The sequence below is a fragment of the Desulfosudis oleivorans Hxd3 genome (assembly GCF_000018405.1).
Lineage (GTDB): Bacteria > Desulfobacterota > Desulfobacteria > Desulfobacterales > Desulfosudaceae > Desulfosudis > Desulfosudis oleivorans.
Genome location: NC_009943.1, coordinates 1,900,550 through 1,916,315 on the forward strand (window position 1 = coordinate 1,900,550; position 15,766 = coordinate 1,916,315).

The window sequence follows — 15,766 nt, forward strand, 5'->3', positions numbered from 1 at the left end:
GCCGGACACTGAACGCAAAAGAGGGTGTCTGTCCCGGAGTCCTCTGTTTACCCGTAGGCCAGGCCCACAGCCCCGGCAACGGCAAAAAGGAGGCATCATGTCTCACAATGGTTATCTGGACCGCGAATCGCTGGATGCCCACGACAAGCGGTGGCTCTCCAGGGTGCGGCCGGAGGGGTGGACAAACCCGAATCCGGCCCTCATGTATAATCTGGTGGTCATTGGCGCGGGCACTGCCGGCCTGGTGACCGCCGCGGGCGCCGCCGGGCTGGGGGCCAGGGTGGCCCTGGTTGAGCAGAACCTGATGGGCGGCGATTGCCTGAATACCGGATGCGTACCCTCCAAGAGCCTGATCCGGTCGGCCCGGCTGGCCCATGAGATGCGACATGTGGCCGGCCTGGGGTTGTCCGGGGGCGCCAACGTGTCCCAGGCCGATTTTGCCACGGTAATGGAACGGCTGCGCAGAATTCGCGCCAATATCAGCGTAAACGACGCGGCAACCCGGTTTCGGGACGATCTTGGGGTGGACCTGTTTTTCGGGCAGGGCGTGTTTGCCGGGCATAATGCCGTTTCCGTCAGCGGTGATATTCTGCGGTTTAAAAAAGCGGTTATCGCCACCGGCGCCGGACCCTTTGTGCCGCCACTCCCCGGCCTTGCCCGGTCCGGCTATCTGACCAGTGATACCGTTTTTTCACTGACCCGGCGCCCCATGCACCTGGTGGTTATCGGCGGCGGCCCCATCGGCTGCGAACTGGCCCAGGCGTTTGCGCGGCTGGGAACATACGTGACCCTGGTCGAGGGCGGTGGTACGCTTCTCCCCAATGAAGACAAGGACACCGCCCGGCTGATACAGGATAAATTTACTCAGGAAGGCATGACTATTTTTCTAAATGCCATGGTGACCCGGGTGGACGACCGCATGGGGGAGAAGGTGGTGACCCTCAACGTCGGCAGCGTGGAACAGAAGGTGACGGCGGACGCGGTTCTGGTGGCGGTGGGCCGGGCCCCCAATGTGGAGGGCATGGGCCTTTCCACCGCCGGAGTGGACTATACGCCCCATGGGATTATCGTCAACGAGCGGTTGCAGACCACCAACCCCTGCGTCTATGCCGCCGGCGACTGCTGCATGACTTACAAGTTTACCCATGTGGCCGATGCCACGGCCCGTATCGTAATCGGCAACGCGCTGTTCGGGGGCAGGGCCAGGGCCACCGATCTGAACGTGCCGTGGTGTACCTATACCGATCCGGAAGTCGCCCACATCGGCCTGTATGAAAGGGATGCCCAGCGGCAGGGTATTCGGGTGGATACCCTGTCCGTTCCCATGAGCGAGGTGGACCGTGCCGTGACCGAGGGCCACACCGACGGGTTTGTGCGGATTCACCTGAAAAAAGGCACGGACCGGATTCTGGGCGCCACCATCGTGGGCAGCCGGGCCGGAGAGATGATCGGACAGGTGGCGGTGGCCATGGCCGGCAACGTGGGATTGAAAAAAATCGCCGGCACCATTTTCCCCTATCCCACCTATGGCGAGGCGGTTCGCAAGGCGGCGGATGCGTATAACCGCGGGCGGCTGACGCCGTTTGTCAAGCGACTCCTGAACGCGTGGATGAAGTGGCGGCTGAAGTAAGGCCGATCCCGGTCCTGGTGGTCGACCGGTTTTGACAAAACGGCCATCGCATCTCAGCTATCCAGTGGATTGAACGTATTATGGATCAACCGGCTTCAGGGTGCTGTGATAAAGCCGGGTTAATTCGATGTATGCCTGAATTCCCATATCAAGCATTTTCCGGTGATGATCCGTGGCCTCCTTTTTAAATTCAGCCGGATTCCCGGCATAGATTTTACCGGAAGCAATCTTTTGTCCTTTTTTCACCAGGCTTTGCTCGGCGACAATGGCCCCCTCGCCGATTTCCGCGCCTTCACAAATCATGGATTTCATGCCGATCAGGGAACCGTCCCTGATGATCGCGTCATGGATCATGGCCATGTGGCCGATAATGACACGATTCCCGATTTCAGTGCGCGTGGCCGTGTGAATGACGGCGTTATCCTCAACCAAAGATTCATTGCCGATAATGATGGGTCCAAAATCTCCCCGAATGACCGCGCCGAACCCGATGAAACAGTCTCGTCCAATCGTCACGTTCCCTATGACTTGGGCGGAAGGCGCGATCCATGTGCCGGCGCCGATGGATGGTTTTATCTTATTGAGTTCGTATAAGGGCATGGGTTTCACCTTTTGCGTTTTTTACCGGTTGGTAACAGCCGCTCCATGGTCAGGTCGGTAATAAAATCCATGATATTTTCCAGGTTGTACTTGTTGTCCAGGGAAAGCCGCAGGGACATGATTTCAATCAGTCCCGTCAACCCGTAGGCCGCCAGATCCGGATCAATTTCGCGGATGATTCCGTCCTTGATGGCGGTTTCGATCTCCCGGATCACGGGCTGGGTCAAGCCATGATAGATTTTTTTGATTTTCTCCGCCGGCCACTGCTCTTCGCTGGCCAGCTCGGCCCTCAGCTGGTTTAAAATTTCACTGTATTTGGTGTAGTTTTCATAAAAAACCCGCCCCCTGATCTTCAGGCGTTTGATGAAATCAGTCTCCTCCTTGATGGCAACCGAAGCTTCACCGACAATATTACGGAAGACGCTGTCAACCACTTCGATAAACAACTCCCGCTTGTTTTGATAATAAAGGTAAAAAGTGCCGGTGGAAATTTTCAGAGAACCGGTGATGTCGGCGATTTTGGTTTGATGGTATCCCTTCTGGCTGAATATCCGTATGGCTTCTTTGATAATCTCCTGGCGCTTGTGTTCTTTTTCCTTTGTGGTGGTGACGGTTTTTCGCGCGTCAAATGGTTCAGGCGCCCCCGCCGACATCATGCCGGCGGAATTCAGATGCTCCTTAAGCAGCGCGATGGGAACCCGTGTCCCTTGTTTTAAGCGGCTGATCTCTTTCAATCGCTGTACATGGCTGTCATCATAATAGGCCATGGTGCGCCCGGTTTTACGGGGTGGATGCAACAGCCCCTGCCGCAGATAAAAATGAATGGAGGTGCGGGGCACGCCCGATTTTTCTTCCAGATCCTTGATCCGCATAACGTATCCCCCTGATGCCTTAACTATAGACTGAAACTCTATAGACTCAGAACTTTTTCACCCTCTAAAAATCGCTGTCGATGACTGAAGCCGGTTTCTGTCATTATTTAAATATAATAAATTGTATATATTACAACGATTCACCCTGTTTTGTTCTGTCCAACTATTGAGTATTGACACTTGGTTTTCTATAGACTAACTAAAAACGTAACGTTCATTTTCTGTAGATTTAGCAGGCAGAAAAAGACATGTCAAGTTTCAAATGATCATTTTATTAGCAGGAGGTGTAAATGGGAAATTCAAACGTTGCGATCATCGGCATCGGTGAAGTCCCCACCCGGATCATGCCGGAACGGACCCGATGGGACATTCTTTACGACATCTGCATGGAGGCGATCAAAGACTCCGGTCTGGATAAAAATGACATTGAGGCGGTCATCAATGTCGCGCCCCAGGCCCAACCCAAGCTGGCGGCCGAGCTTTCCTTCGGCAAGCTGCCGGAGGAACTGGGGCTGAAAGGCTGCAAGGACACGTGTGTTTGCAACGCCGGCGGTGCCAGCACCAGCAACTGTATCCGGCTGGCGGAACAGTATATCGCTTCAGGGATAGCCAAAGCCGTGCTGATCCCGCACGTGACCGTCCACTCCACCATCCCCCTGGAAGAGCAGATCAATTTTTTTGCCAAGGCCGGGGTCGACATGCAGTGGGAGTATCCTTTCGGCACCACCTACAACATTCTCATGGGTATGATGGCCAACCGTTACATGCATGAAACCGGCGCCAAACCCGAGCACATGGCGTCTGTCGTGACTGCGCTTCGCAGCTGGGCCACCAGAGACCCCAATTCATTTTTTTATCAGAAAAAGGTGCCGACGCCGGAAATGGTCATGGAATCATCGCTGTTGAACACACCCCTTCATAAAAGAGAGAGCAACATCCTTGGAGACGGCGGCAGTGCCATGGTGCTTGTTTCCGCGGATGACGCCGGCAAGATGAACAAACCCGTGGCTTACAAGCTGGGGGAATCGGTCCGGTATTTCAGCGGCACGCCGGTGTTGCGGGACTTTTATAAAGTAGCGGAAGGATTCTCGGTGACCGCCACGGAAGCCATGGCCGAAGCCGGGGTAACCAAAGACGATATCAGCCTCTGGAACATCTACATGGCCTATCCCATGAACCATCCCATCATGGCCGAAGCCCTGGGCGTTGCTCCCATCGGAGAAGGCGCAAAATATTTCGCGGAAGGCCGGATGTCCTTCGGCGGGGATATCCCATGGTCGACCATCGGCGATGCCCCTGGCCGGGGGCATACCGGCTCCGGCGTCAGCACGGCCATGTACGTGGAAACCGCCCGCCAGCTCATGGGCAAGGCCGGTGAGAGACAGGTAAAGAACTGTCGTTACGTGTATCAGAACACGGCCGGCGGGTCGGGATTTAACAACATCGCAACCGTTTGGGGGAAGGAGGCATAAATGGATATTCAGAACATCCAGTTTGATATGACACGGCCGTTACCGGAAACACAACCCTGGTCAAAACCTTTCTGGGAAGGCGCAAAACAGGGCAAGCTTCTGATTCAGCACTGCAAGGACTGCAATGCCAATATCTTTTACCCGCGCAAGGTCTGCCCGGAATGCTGGTCGAAAAACATGGACTGGATTACGGCCAGCGGCAAAGCCAAAGTCTATATGTTCTCCACGGCCTACGACATGGTGGAGCCGAAGTTCATGGCGGACCTGCCCTACACGGTGGCTTATGTGAATCTGGAAGAAGGCATCCGCATGATGACGCGGATCGTGGAATGCGATCCGGCGGACATCCACATTGATATGGAAGTGGAAGTGGTTTTCCACAAATTAAACGACGATTTCTATCTTCCGTACTTTAAGCCCGTAAAAAAATAGGGAGGCCCCATGGCGGATTATAAAACCATTGTATACCGGATTGACGGCCCGGTCTGCTGCATCACCATGAACCGGCCGGAAAAGCGTAACGCCATTAACCGGGAGATGGCCGAAGATCTGACCCGGGCCTTCATCGAAGTCCGGAAAGAAAACAGCGTCGGAGTGGTGGTCCTGGCCGGAGAAGGCAAATCCTTCTGTACCGGCGGTGATTTGGAGATATTTCCATCTCTTGCCACCCATGACAACTGTCTCAACTGGCTGGCGCACGAAGGCATGGACCTGCAGCGGGCCATGGCCAACTGCAACAAAGTGATTGTCGGCAGACTGCACGGACACTGCCTGGCCGGGGGTCTGGAGCTGGCCCTGTGCTGCGACCTGCTCTATGCCTGTGAATCCACCAGATTCGGAACCACCGAAATCGATATGGGAATCCTGCCGGGATGGGGCGGCACCGTGCGGCTTCCCCGCAGCATGCCCATCTTCCGCGCCCGGGAAGTCATCTACAGCGGCCGCAAGGATTACACCGCCCGGGACATGTACGACATGGGCCTCTTGACCCGGGTTTTTGCCGACGATGAATTTGAGACTGAATTCGGCAAAATCATCGACAACTTAAGCCTGAAAAAACCCATTGCTCTGCGAATGGCCAAGGAGATCATGGACAAGGCAACGGACGGCACCAGCCTGGAAGCGGCCCTGGCCGTGGAAAGAAACGGCATTACCTGGCTGGTATACGCCCCGGATATTCAGTCTTTATTAAACCCGCCCAAAGCATAAAGGAGAGATTTAGATGGATTTTGGATTCACCCGGGAGCAGGAAATGCTCAAAAAAGAGACCCAGCGCTTCTGCAAAAAAGAGCTCTCTTTGGATTACGTGCAATGGATGGATGAAAATGTTGATTTCCCGCCGGATGAGCTGTGGCAGAAGTTTAACGACCTGGGCGCCTTTCGAATGAATGTTCCGACGGAATATGGCGGTGACAGTGTCAGCATGGTGGACGGCATGCTTCTTTATGAAGAAATATGCAAAGCCTCCACTTCAGTGGCCCTGGCCATCGGCACCACCATCGGCTTCGGCACCCGGTTTATTGCCGAACTCGGCTCCACATCACAGAAGGAAGAATTGCTGCCGAAGATATGCGAGGGCAAGCTGAGATTCTGCATGGCCCTGACCGAACCCGGCGGCGGCACGGACATCCTCGGCGCCGTCCAGACCTGCGCCGAGGAAAAAGAAGACCGCTGGGTGTTAAACGGCGAAAAGGTCTTTATCACCGGCGCTCATGTGGCCGACTATTTCATCACCATCTGCCGCACGGACCCGGACAACAAGCCCAGCAAATCACTGAGCACTTTCCTGGTGCCGGCAAACGCCAAGGGGATTTCCATCACCCGCATCCCGAAAATCAGCTGCCACCATTGCGATTCAGTGGGTATTTCATTTAACAACGTGGAAATCCCCAAAGAGAACATCCTGGGCACTCGCGGCAATGGATGGTTTGAAATGCTGACCGTACTCAACCCCGAACGCATCGGCGTGGCCATGATGGGGGTGGGGTTGATCGCGGCCGCTTACGAATACGCCTTTGACTATGCCCGGAAACGGCAGGCCTTTGGCGGCCCCATCAGCCGGTTCCAGAGCCTGCAGCATTACCTGGCGGACATGTACATCAACCTGGAGAATTCCCGGAACATCACTTATAAGTCGGCCTGGCTGTGTGATAACGGTCAGCCCTATCACATGGAGGCCACCATGGCCAAAGTCATCGCCGCCGACGGCGCTCTGCACGCCACCATCAAGGGCGCGGAAATCCTGGGCGGTTACGGCATCTGCAATGAATATCCCATGCAGCGTTTTCTTCGGGACGCGTTCCAGCTCCAGTTTTCACCCATCTCCAATGAAATGAGCCGCAACATGATCATGCAGTTTCAGGGGTTCCCGAAATCGTGGCCATAAAAAAGAAGGAGCAAGAATGTACACCTTAGGCGACATCTCAACCAACGGCGCGGTTCATTTTCCGGACTGGGAGGCGATCGTTTTTGAAGAAACCCGCATGACCTATCGGCAACTCAATACCCGGGTCAACCGCCTGGCCAATGCCCTGACGGCGCTGGGGTGCAAAAAAGGGGATCACCTGGCGGTCCTGGCGGAAAACTGCAGCCAGTACGTGGAAATCTATTTTGCCGCAGCCAAGATCGGGGCCTGTGTCTGCCCGCAGAACCATCGTCTGGCCGATGAAGAGCTGACCTACGTCATCAACCATGGTGAATCAACCCTGTTTCTGGTGGGGCATGGATTTGAAGATCGGGCCTGTTCCATCCAGAGTGGTTTGACGAATATCAGGTACTGGATATCCATAGAAAACTTTATTGACGGGTACCTTTCCTACGAAGAACTGATAAAGACACACCCGGACACGGAACCGGTGCCAGAGTCGCCGGTCGATGAACAGGACCTGGCCATTCTCATGTACACCGGCGGCACCACCGGTCTTCCCAAGGGGGTCATGCTGACCCACCGGAACCTGATGACCACCACCGCCAATGCCGTACTCACGGCGGCCACTGCGCTGGCCAACCTGGGGCCGGGCCGGCGGTTTTCCACCTGCATGGTGCTACCCATGTTTCATGTTTCCCTGTGGCCGGTACTGTTGACACTTTCAATTGGCGGTAAGGCTGTCATCAACCGCAAGATGGATCTGGGCGAAATCCTGCGGCTGATTCAGGATGAAGAGTGCGCCCATATCAATCTGGTGCCGACCATTTACGGCTGGCTGGTCGATTATCCGGACGCCGATAAATACGATATTTCCAGCCTGATTTACATGACCTATGCCGGCAGCCCCTTTCCCACGGAAGTTTTGAAAAAGTGCATTCGGCGGTTTGGCAATATTTTTTCTCAAGGATATGGGGCCACCGAAACCGCCGGCGGCGCGGCAACGATGTTAAGTTATCAGGATCACGAGATCGAGGGCTCCCGGTCACGTTTACTGGCCAGCGCCGGTAAAACCGCCCCCTGTTCCCGAATCAAGATCGCCGACGACGAGGGCCGTGCCCTGCCGTACGGGCAAAGCGGCGAAATATGCGTCACCGGCAAACACATCATGGCCGGCTACTGGAAGGATCCGGTGAAAACCGCCGAGGCCCTGCGAGACGGATGGTACCATACCGGCGACATGGGCTACATGGATGAAGATGGGTATGTGTTTTTGACCGACCGCAAAGCGGACATGATCATTTCCGGGGGAGAAAACGTCTATCCCAAGGAGACCGAGGATGTCCTTTACCAGCATGAAGCCGTGGCGGAATGCTCTGTGGTCTCGGCTCCGGATCCCCGCTGGGGTGAAATCGTCAAGGCGGTGGTGGTCCTGCAACCAGGTAAAACAGCGACTGAAGAAGAGTTGATTGCTTTCTGCAAAGAGCGGCTGGCCGGGTATAAATGCCCCAAGTCGATTGTCTTCTGGGACAATCTGCCTACATCCATCATCGGGAAAGTTTTAAAGAAGGAGATCAAGGCAACTTTCTGGCAGGGGCAAGACAGGAAAATCGGATAACAAGGATTAAAGTCCCTCTCCTGAATGGTCAGGGAAGGGATCGAGCGTCAGTGCTCTCCAAGTCGCCGGAGGATATCGGCGGGGCAAACAATATCATGAAAAGGAGAACTGAAATGTCGGAAAAAAAAGAATTCAAGCACATCTTATCATCGATCAAGATCGGCCCGATTGAATTGAAGAACCGGATCGTCATGGCCCCGATGAACGAGGCGTTGTGCCAGGCAAACGGTGAAGTCGGTGAGCCGTATATCGCATATTTTGGGGCTCGGGCAAAAGGCGGCACCGGTTTGATCACCACTGGCGCGATCATGGGCACGAAACTGGCGGGAGAGTTTCCGGCCGGCAGGAATCCACATCTCTATCATCAGGGGCACATGCATGGAATGAACGATCTTACCGACAGGGTTCACTATTTCGGATCGAGGATTGCGGCTCAGATGACCATTGGGTTTGGCAGGCAAGGTCATTCCTATGATCATCATAAGCTGGCCCCGGCCGCGACAGCCGGTCTGCCCTATGAGATTGCCGCTGAAAAAACGCCCAACCATCTCTCGGACCTTTATGCCGTCATTGAATATTCAAGATACTATATGACGGGGCAAATGACGCGGGAGATGTCCATCGAAGAGATTCGCAGCGAACAGAAGGAATTCGCCAACAGCTGCCAGCTGGCGGTCATCTGCGGGTTCGATGCCATAGAGATTCACGCGCCGCACGGGTATCTCGAACATCAGTTCTTATCGCTTCTTTCCAACAAACGCTCAGACATGTACGGCGGAGAATGGCGCAATCGCAAACGTTTTCTCATGGAGGTGGCCGAACAGATCCGCTATGCCTGCCCGGGTATTGCCGTTGGTTGCCGGATCAGCGCGGAAGAGCATATGCAGGGCGGCCTGACCGAGGAAGAGATGATCGATGTGGCCAAGGACTTGGAAGCGATAGGCCTGGACTATATCAGTCTGTCCGACGGCGCCGGCTACGAGGAGTCCGGACACCTCATTACGGACATGGACCGTTCCAGGCACATTCCCGAGCATGGCGAGGCGTTCAAGAAGGCGCTCAAGATTCCGGTCATGGTGTCCTCTCAGCACGATCCGGTCAAGATAGAAAAGAATATCGCCGAAGGCAAGTATGACCTTCAGGCCATGGGAAGGCAGATGTACTGTGACCCGGAATACGTGAACAAGCTTGCAGCCGAAAAAGCAAAAGAGATCGTTCGGTGCACACGATGCAATACATGCCTCATGCGTTTTCTTACCGCACTCACTCCCGCATGTCCGCAAAACCCGAATCTGGGAAGGGAATATGCCCTGGATGAATACAAGATCGGTCCGTGGCAGAAACATGAGTCAATTATACCCGAGGGTGCATTGAGAGCGCCTATGCCGTCACTTGATCGTCCGTGGTGGAAGAATGAATTGAGTTATATTGAAAAGAGCTGGCGGCCTTTGCAGGGACGCACGAAACGGTAAGGCACTGGACCGAATATGATTTCGATGGACATAATTTTTGTGGCCGTCAAAAAAAGATGGTGGCCCGGAGTTTAATTGAATAGAGCAGAAAGGAGAGGACCATGCCGGAATTCAGAGACGATTATTTCAAGATTGACCCCGAGCCCCATTTAATCGGCGATATGACGCACATCAACCATTTCCCCGGCGTCCAGATGTGGTGGCGGGCCATTGATAATATCGCCCGGCCCATGGTGACGGGCATGCCGCCGGAAGCCTTTGAGGGTCTGGAAGAGTGGGAGATGATGAAAACGGCCGACCCGCAGAAGCTTCTGGCCGCCATGGATAAATACGGCGTGGATATCGCCTGTCTTCTGCCGGAATCGATGATGGACACGACCGGCTATACCAGCCGCTGGGTGTCCAACGGTGAAATGGCAAAAGTGGTGGAATCCAACCCGGATCGTTTCATGTATCAACCCAATATCAGCCCCATCAAGCACAAGGGCGTAGAAAACACCATCTGGGAAATGGAATACTGGGTCAAGGAAAAAGGCGCCCGCATCTTCAAGTTCTATCCGCCGGAAGACACCTATATCAATGATCCGGAATTGTGGCCGTTCTACAAGAAGGCCGAAGAGCTGGGTATCGTGCTGGATATCCATACCGGATTCTGCTGGGTACCTCCGGGAAAGTCAAAGTACTCCCTGCCCATACAACTGGACGATGTAGCCCGGGATTTTCCCGGCCTTAAAATCGTGGCCTTTCACATGGGCTACCCTTACTGCGACGATTTAAACATGGTGGCCATGGGCCACCCCAACGTTTATGTCTGCCTGTCCCTGCTGGTCCCCTGGGCCATCTGCGCCCCCAGGAAGTTTGCGACCATCATCGGTGAAGCCCTTCGCTGGGTCGGACCGGACAAAATCATCTGGGGAACCGATTATGCCGGATTCGCCTTTCAGATGGCCCAGGCGGTCCGGGGCATGAGGACCTTTCAGATACCCGAAGACATGCAGCAGGGGTATGGGTATCCGGCGATAACTGACGATGACCGCCGGAAGATATTCGGCGGCAACCTGGCCGGGCTGCTGGGGATCGACACCCGGCGGCGCGTTTAGAAGGAAAACAAGATGACGTTATCGGGTAAAACAGCGTTGGTGACAGGGGCCTCAAGAGGTCTGGGCGGGGCCATTGCGTTGGCCCTGGGTGCGGCCGGCGCCAATGTCGCGGTCACGGATCTGCTGGTGGAATCGGAGCTCCCCGACAAAGAACAACTGGGCCGATACAGTGTTCTGGCCGCCCATTTTGCCGGAAGTGAAAACGTCCGGACGGTTTCAACCGCCGCGGAAATAAAAACGATGGGTCGTAAAAGTCTGGCCATGAAAATGGATGTGACAAACCCGGATCAGGTTCAAATGGTCGTGGCGGAGATTGCCGCTGAGCTGGGAGAGGTGGATATCCTGGTGAATAATGCCGGGGTCATGGACAACATGGCCGCCCTGGAACACCAGAATCTGACGATGTTTGAACGGGACCTGAAGGTCAATCTGACCGGCGCGTTCAACTGTATTCAGGCGGTCTGGCCGTATATGAAGAAAAGCGGGTGGGGCCGGATTATCAATATTTCCTCTTTTGTCGCCGTAAGCGGCGCTTTTGCCCAGCCGGGTTATGGCGCTTCCAAGGCCGGTATGATCGGTCTGACCCGATCCCTGGCCCTGGAAGGGGCCGGGCATGGCATAACCGTCAACGCGGTTCTTCCCGGTTTTATCGAAACAGAAGCCGTTCAGTTGCATGATCCCAAAATGCTCGACCGGATCAGGGCGCGGACCCCCATGAAGCGCCTGGGCAAACCAAAAGAAATCTCGCCCCTGGTCGTTTTTCTGGCCGGTGAAGACGCCGGTTTCATCACCGGCGCCGCCATACCGGTCACCGGCGGTGCGGATATGTTTGTGTTCTAACCCGGATCATTAAGGAAAGAATAATGAATTGTCGTCAGGGTGTTTTCATCGTCGTCTTGATCATCATGGGTCTGCTTTCTTCCGTGGCATGGTCTCAAGAGTGGGAGAAGATCGGTGAATCGGATGGTATCATCGGATACACCCTAACAGATAGCGAAAGCAAACATCAGGCGGTGATGGGGGTAGGAATGGTGGATGCGCCCGTGGCGGTTGTCGAGGCGGTCCTCCGTGATGTACCTGCTTTAACCGAGTTCATCCTGAGTTGCAAGGAATCCGCTTTTGTCACTGCCCCGGAATTTGAGAACACAGCCGACAGCTTCCATACCTATATGGTCAACAACGTGCCGTTTCCGGCAAAAGACCGCGATGCGGTTAATCTGACCGAGTATACCATCGACCAGACAACCGGCACGGTCTATGTTGATATCAATGGGGTCAAAAGCGATTATAAGCTAAGCAAAGACATGGTCAGACTGCCTGCGATCAAAGTCGGTTATATTCTGACGCCCCGCGGCCCTGATCAGACTGAAGTGATCTATACGACCGCAGGAGATCCGGGCGGGGCCATTCCCGGCTTCATCTCCGACATGTTTACCAAGAACCTGGGTATCAAGACCATTGAAGGCCTGCGTAAAATGGTACGCAAAGATAAATACAGGGACTGCCGGACCGTCATTACCACAACACCCCGGGAATCCTTGCCAAAAGAACAGTGACATCCGAAGTAAAGGTGACATTTTGAAAACTGGAAACGAACCCCTATCGCACCAAACAGATGACGAGGCCGTGGCCAGGATACTCTGGTATTCGTCCGAAGACCGGATCAAACAATCCAATATGTTTAAGTTCATCGGATTTGTTAACAGGAGGTTCAGTCTCGCTATTCAGGAATATGACGAACTGTATCACTGGTCGGTCCGGAATATTTCCGATTTTTGGGCCGCTTTTTGGGATTTTGCCCAAATCCGATGCTCATCGCCTTTTGATTGTGTGGTGGATGACGTGGGGAAAATGCCCGGTGCCCGATGGTTTGAGGGGGCCAGGCTCAATTTCGCGGAAAACCTTTTGCGGTACCGGGATGATCATTCGGCGCTGATTTTCAAAGCAGAGGGACGGCCCTCCATCCGCATGACCTACAGACAGTTGTATGATGAAGTCGCCGGACTGGTGATATCGTTAAAGGCTCTTGGGCTTAAACCGGGAGATCGGGTGGCCGGATTCATGCCCAACATGCCCCAGACCATAATTGCCATGCTGGCGGCCACCAGCCTGGGCGCCACCTGGTCATCCTGTTCACCGGACTTCGGCATTAAGGGCGTTATGGATCGTTTCGGCCAGATCGCGCCGAAGGTTTTGTTTACGGCTGACGGTTATTTTTTCAAAGGCAAACCCGTGGATTGCCTGGAACGGGTTGCAGATATCGTTCCACAGGTCCCTTCGCTCGAGAAAGTTGTGGTGGTTCCCTATGTGAATTCGAAGCCTGACATTTCCGGCATTCCCAAGGCCGTGCGGTTTGATGAGTTTAAAACCGCCAGCACCGACACGGAAGTAGAGTTTATTCAGCTTCCCGCTGACCATCCTCTGTATATCATGTATTCATCAGGCACCACCGGGCTTCCCAAATGTATGGTCCATGGCGCGGCCGGCGTATTGATCAACCACTTGAAGGAGTTGATGCTGCATACGGATGTAAAGCGCGAGGATGTGATTTTTTACTACACCACTTGCGGATGGATGATGTGGAACTGGTTGACAAGTGCGCTGGCCGTGGGCGCGACCCTGGTGCTTTACGACGGCAATCCCTTTTATCCGGATGAAGGCGCGCTGTGGCAGATGGCCCAGGAGGAAAAAATTACGGTGTTTGGAACCAGCGCCGGTTATATCACGGCACTGCGAAACACGGGCCTGATCCCTAAAGAAAAATATGATCTGGCGGCCCTTCGGACTCTGCTTTCCACCGGATCGCCGTTATCCGAAGAGGGATTCGCCTTTGTGTACGATGCCGTCAAGGCGAATATCCAGTTGGCTTCGATTGCCGGCGGCACGGACCTGAACGGCTGTTTCGCCCTGGGCAATCCCATGGGGCCGGTATACATGGGGAAATTGCAATGCCGGGGGCTGGGCATGAAGGTGGAAGCATTTGATGAAGACGGCCGGCCGGTTATCGGCCGGCAGGGCGAGCTGGTATGCACCGCGCCGTTTCCGTCCATGCCGGTCTGCTTCTGGGATGATCCGGAAGGGGCAAAATACCACGGCGCCTATTTTGATACCTATCCCGGCGTCTGGCGTCATGGCGATTATATCGAAATCAACGCGCACGGCGGCGTGAAAATTTACGGCCGTTCCGATGCCACTTTAAACCCAGGGGGCGTTCGCATCGGGACCGCTGAAATTTACCGCCAGGTTGAGCAGATGGAAGAGATCGCCGACAGTGTTGTGATCGGACAGGACTGGAAAAATGACGTTCGGGTGATTCTGTTTGTCCGGATGGCCCCGGGATTTGAGCTGACGGAATCGTTGAAGCAGAAAATTCGGCAAACCATCCGGGTCAATGCCTCCCCGCGTCATGTGCCGGCCAAAATCATCGCCGTCCCGGAAATTCCGTATACCTTGAACATGAAAAAAGTCGAACTGGCGGTTAAAAATATGGTTCAAAACAAGCCGGTCTTGAACAAAGACGCCCTTAAGAATCCGGAAGCCCTGGATTGTTATACCGGTATCGCGGAACTTCGGACGGATTGACCCGTTCAAGCGTCCAGAGGCGCCGTCTCTGCCAGCGTCTCCCTGACGCCATTGCCCGGGTTTTTCTTTAAATGCCCTGATGATCGTGATGATGATCCGGCCTGTTTTAATTCCTTTGCCCTTGCCCTTCTTTTTGTTATCCTGCCTCTGTAGTTCTCCTTTTGGTTGTGGGGTTGGGTCTTTTTCTACCGTCCCGTTACCGGATCGAGTGCTGCTTCTTTATTTAAAAATGCGCGAAAAATATTGTACGTTATCTTGATGGGTTTCTACGATGTTGATGTTGAATCGGTGCCAGGGGGATACTGATGCGTATTGTGACACAAAAGAGTGCCGGCAGTCTGATGCTGCTTTACCTGATTTTTGGTGTTGCCTGGGTATGTAACGCCGAGGAACCGGTGGCAGACCTCCGGGTGTGGATGACCGAAACCTTTGACAGCCTGGACCAGTGGGAGCCCCTGGCTTTTCCCAAAATCAAACGACATACTGTCTATTCTATTGCACAGGAGAACGGCGACAATGTGCTCAAGGCGGAAACGGACAATGCCGCCTCCGGTCTTGTTTATACAAAAACATTTAATGTCTATGAGTGTCCGGTGGTCCGCTGGCGCTGGAAAATTCGCAATGTCTATGAAAAGGGCGACGCCCGGGAAAAGAAAGGGGATGATTATCCCATACGGGTTTACGTGATCTTCAAGTATGATCCGGCAAGAGCTGATTTTCTGACAAAGGCCACCTATCGTATTGCAAAGGCCATCTACGGTGAATATCCGCCCCACAGCTCGCTTAACTATATCTGGGCCAACCGGCACCAGGAGACGTTGATGTTGCCCAACCCCTATACCGACCGGGCCATGATGGTGATCCTGCGGACGGGGGATGCCGGGGCCGGAACCTGGGTGACCGAATCAGTGGATGTGCTGGCCGACTACCGGAAGGCCTTTTTGCAGGATCCGCCGGCTGAGGCGTCCCTGGCCGTGATGAGCGATTCCGATGACACCGGGGAAAAGGCCACGGCCTTTATCGATCATATCGAGGTGCTCTGTCAAAGGTGATGC

General features: G+C 54.4%; 14 protein-coding genes. 12 read left to right on the plus strand and 2 right to left on the minus strand.

The features are described 5' to 3' along the window. Positions 1 to 97 precede the first annotated feature (97 nt). A complete protein-coding gene (locus DOLE_RS08215) occupies positions 98 to 1,630 on the plus strand; it encodes a mercuric reductase (protein ID WP_012175018.1) in 1,533 nt (510 codons plus the stop codon). A gap of 78 nt (positions 1,631 to 1,708) precedes the next feature. Here DOLE_RS08215 and DOLE_RS08220 read toward each other — a convergent pair whose 3' ends face one another. Further along, entirely contained in the window at positions 1,709 to 2,230 is a 522-nt protein-coding gene (locus tag DOLE_RS08220) for a gamma carbonic anhydrase family protein (RefSeq protein WP_012175019.1), read from the minus strand. Between the two features lie 5 nt (positions 2,231 to 2,235). Further along, entirely contained in the window at positions 2,236 to 3,102 is an 867-nt protein-coding gene (locus tag DOLE_RS08225; protein WP_012175020.1) for a MerR family transcriptional regulator, read from the minus strand. Between the two features lie 290 nt (positions 3,103 to 3,392). On the opposite strand from DOLE_RS08225, the gene DOLE_RS08230 reads away from it, so the two are divergent. The 11 genes from DOLE_RS08230 to DOLE_RS08280 all read left to right on the plus strand — a co-directional run bounded on the left by DOLE_RS08230 (position 3,393) and on the right by DOLE_RS08280 (position 15,763). Further along, complete coding sequence (locus DOLE_RS08230; RefSeq protein WP_012175021.1) at positions 3,393 to 4,574, plus strand: thiolase family protein; 1,182 nt, start codon at positions 3,393 to 3,395, stop codon at positions 4,572 to 4,574. Next, the gene (locus DOLE_RS08235; protein ID WP_012175022.1) at positions 4,575 to 5,006 is read left to right on the plus strand and encodes a Zn-ribbon domain-containing OB-fold protein; all 432 of its coding nucleotides are present in this window, start codon (positions 4,575 to 4,577) and stop codon (positions 5,004 to 5,006) included. A 9-nt stretch (positions 5,007 to 5,015) separates the two neighbouring features. Continuing rightward, positions 5,016 to 5,783: an enoyl-CoA hydratase/isomerase family protein gene (locus DOLE_RS08240; RefSeq protein ID WP_012175023.1), complete on the plus strand. Its 768-nt coding sequence runs from the start codon at positions 5,016 to 5,018 to the stop codon at positions 5,781 to 5,783. Between the two features lie 13 nt (positions 5,784 to 5,796). Then, positions 5,797 to 6,960: an acyl-CoA dehydrogenase family protein gene (locus DOLE_RS08245; RefSeq protein WP_012175024.1), complete on the plus strand. Its 1,164-nt coding sequence runs from the start codon at positions 5,797 to 5,799 to the stop codon at positions 6,958 to 6,960. Between the two features lie 16 nt (positions 6,961 to 6,976). Then, entirely contained in the window at positions 6,977 to 8,557 is a 1,581-nt protein-coding gene (locus DOLE_RS08250) for a long-chain-fatty-acid--CoA ligase (RefSeq protein ID WP_012175025.1), read from the plus strand. A gap of 113 nt (positions 8,558 to 8,670) precedes the next feature. Then, entirely contained in the window at positions 8,671 to 10,029 is a 1,359-nt protein-coding gene (locus tag DOLE_RS17300) for an oxidoreductase (protein WP_012175026.1), read from the plus strand. Positions 10,030 to 10,130: 101 nt separating this feature from the next. After that, the gene (locus DOLE_RS08260) at positions 10,131 to 11,129 is read left to right on the plus strand and encodes an amidohydrolase family protein (protein ID WP_012175027.1); all 999 of its coding nucleotides are present in this window, start codon (positions 10,131 to 10,133) and stop codon (positions 11,127 to 11,129) included. A 12-nt stretch (positions 11,130 to 11,141) separates the two neighbouring features. After that, positions 11,142 to 11,969 (plus strand): SDR family oxidoreductase, encoded by an 828-nt coding sequence (locus DOLE_RS08265; protein WP_012175028.1) that lies wholly within the window; start codon positions 11,142 to 11,144, stop codon positions 11,967 to 11,969. 23 nt (positions 11,970 to 11,992) lie between these two features. Beyond that, positions 11,993 to 12,685, plus strand: coding sequence for an SRPBCC family protein (locus DOLE_RS08270; protein WP_012175029.1), 693 nt, complete (start codon positions 11,993 to 11,995; stop codon positions 12,683 to 12,685). Between the two features lie 70 nt (positions 12,686 to 12,755). Continuing rightward, positions 12,756 to 14,711 carry an acetoacetate--CoA ligase gene (locus tag DOLE_RS08275; protein ID WP_012175030.1) on the plus strand — a complete coding sequence of 652 codons (1,956 nt, stop codon included), beginning with the start codon at positions 12,756 to 12,758 and terminating at the stop codon, positions 14,709 to 14,711. Positions 14,712 to 15,016: 305 nt separating this feature from the next. After that, complete coding sequence (locus DOLE_RS08280) at positions 15,017 to 15,763, plus strand: DUF3047 domain-containing protein (RefSeq protein WP_012175031.1); 747 nt, start codon at positions 15,017 to 15,019, stop codon at positions 15,761 to 15,763. Positions 15,764 to 15,766: the final 3 nt, after the last annotated feature.

Excerpts from the sequence above, each read along its gene's own strand:
- DOLE_RS08220 (WP_012175019.1), bottom strand. The coding sequence starts at position 2,230 with ATGCCCTTATACGAACTCAATAAGATAAAACCATCCATCGGCGCCGGC.
- DOLE_RS08225 (WP_012175020.1), bottom strand. The coding sequence starts at position 3,102 with ATGCGGATCAAGGATCTGGAAGAAAAATCGGGCGTGCCCCGCACCTCC.
- DOLE_RS08240 (WP_012175023.1), top strand. The coding sequence starts at position 5,016 with ATGGCGGATTATAAAACCATTGTATACCGGATTGACGGCCCGGTCTGC.
- DOLE_RS08265 (WP_012175028.1), top strand. The coding sequence starts at position 11,142 with ATGACGTTATCGGGTAAAACAGCGTTGGTGACAGGGGCCTCAAGAGGT.
- DOLE_RS17300 (WP_012175026.1), top strand. The coding sequence starts at position 8,671 with ATGTCGGAAAAAAAAGAATTCAAGCACATCTTATCATCGATCAAGATC.
- DOLE_RS08260 (WP_012175027.1), top strand. The coding sequence starts at position 10,131 with ATGCCGGAATTCAGAGACGATTATTTCAAGATTGACCCCGAGCCCCAT.
- DOLE_RS08230 (WP_012175021.1), top strand. The coding sequence starts at position 3,393 with ATGGGAAATTCAAACGTTGCGATCATCGGCATCGGTGAAGTCCCCACC.
- DOLE_RS08215 (WP_012175018.1), top strand. The coding sequence starts at position 98 with ATGTCTCACAATGGTTATCTGGACCGCGAATCGCTGGATGCCCACGAC.
- DOLE_RS08250 (WP_012175025.1), top strand. The coding sequence starts at position 6,977 with ATGTACACCTTAGGCGACATCTCAACCAACGGCGCGGTTCATTTTCCG.
- DOLE_RS08235 (WP_012175022.1), top strand. The coding sequence starts at position 4,575 with ATGGATATTCAGAACATCCAGTTTGATATGACACGGCCGTTACCGGAA.
- DOLE_RS08280 (WP_012175031.1), top strand. The coding sequence starts at position 15,017 with ATGCGTATTGTGACACAAAAGAGTGCCGGCAGTCTGATGCTGCTTTAC.
- DOLE_RS08245 (WP_012175024.1), top strand. The coding sequence starts at position 5,797 with ATGGATTTTGGATTCACCCGGGAGCAGGAAATGCTCAAAAAAGAGACC.
- DOLE_RS08270 (WP_012175029.1), top strand. The coding sequence starts at position 11,993 with ATGAATTGTCGTCAGGGTGTTTTCATCGTCGTCTTGATCATCATGGGT.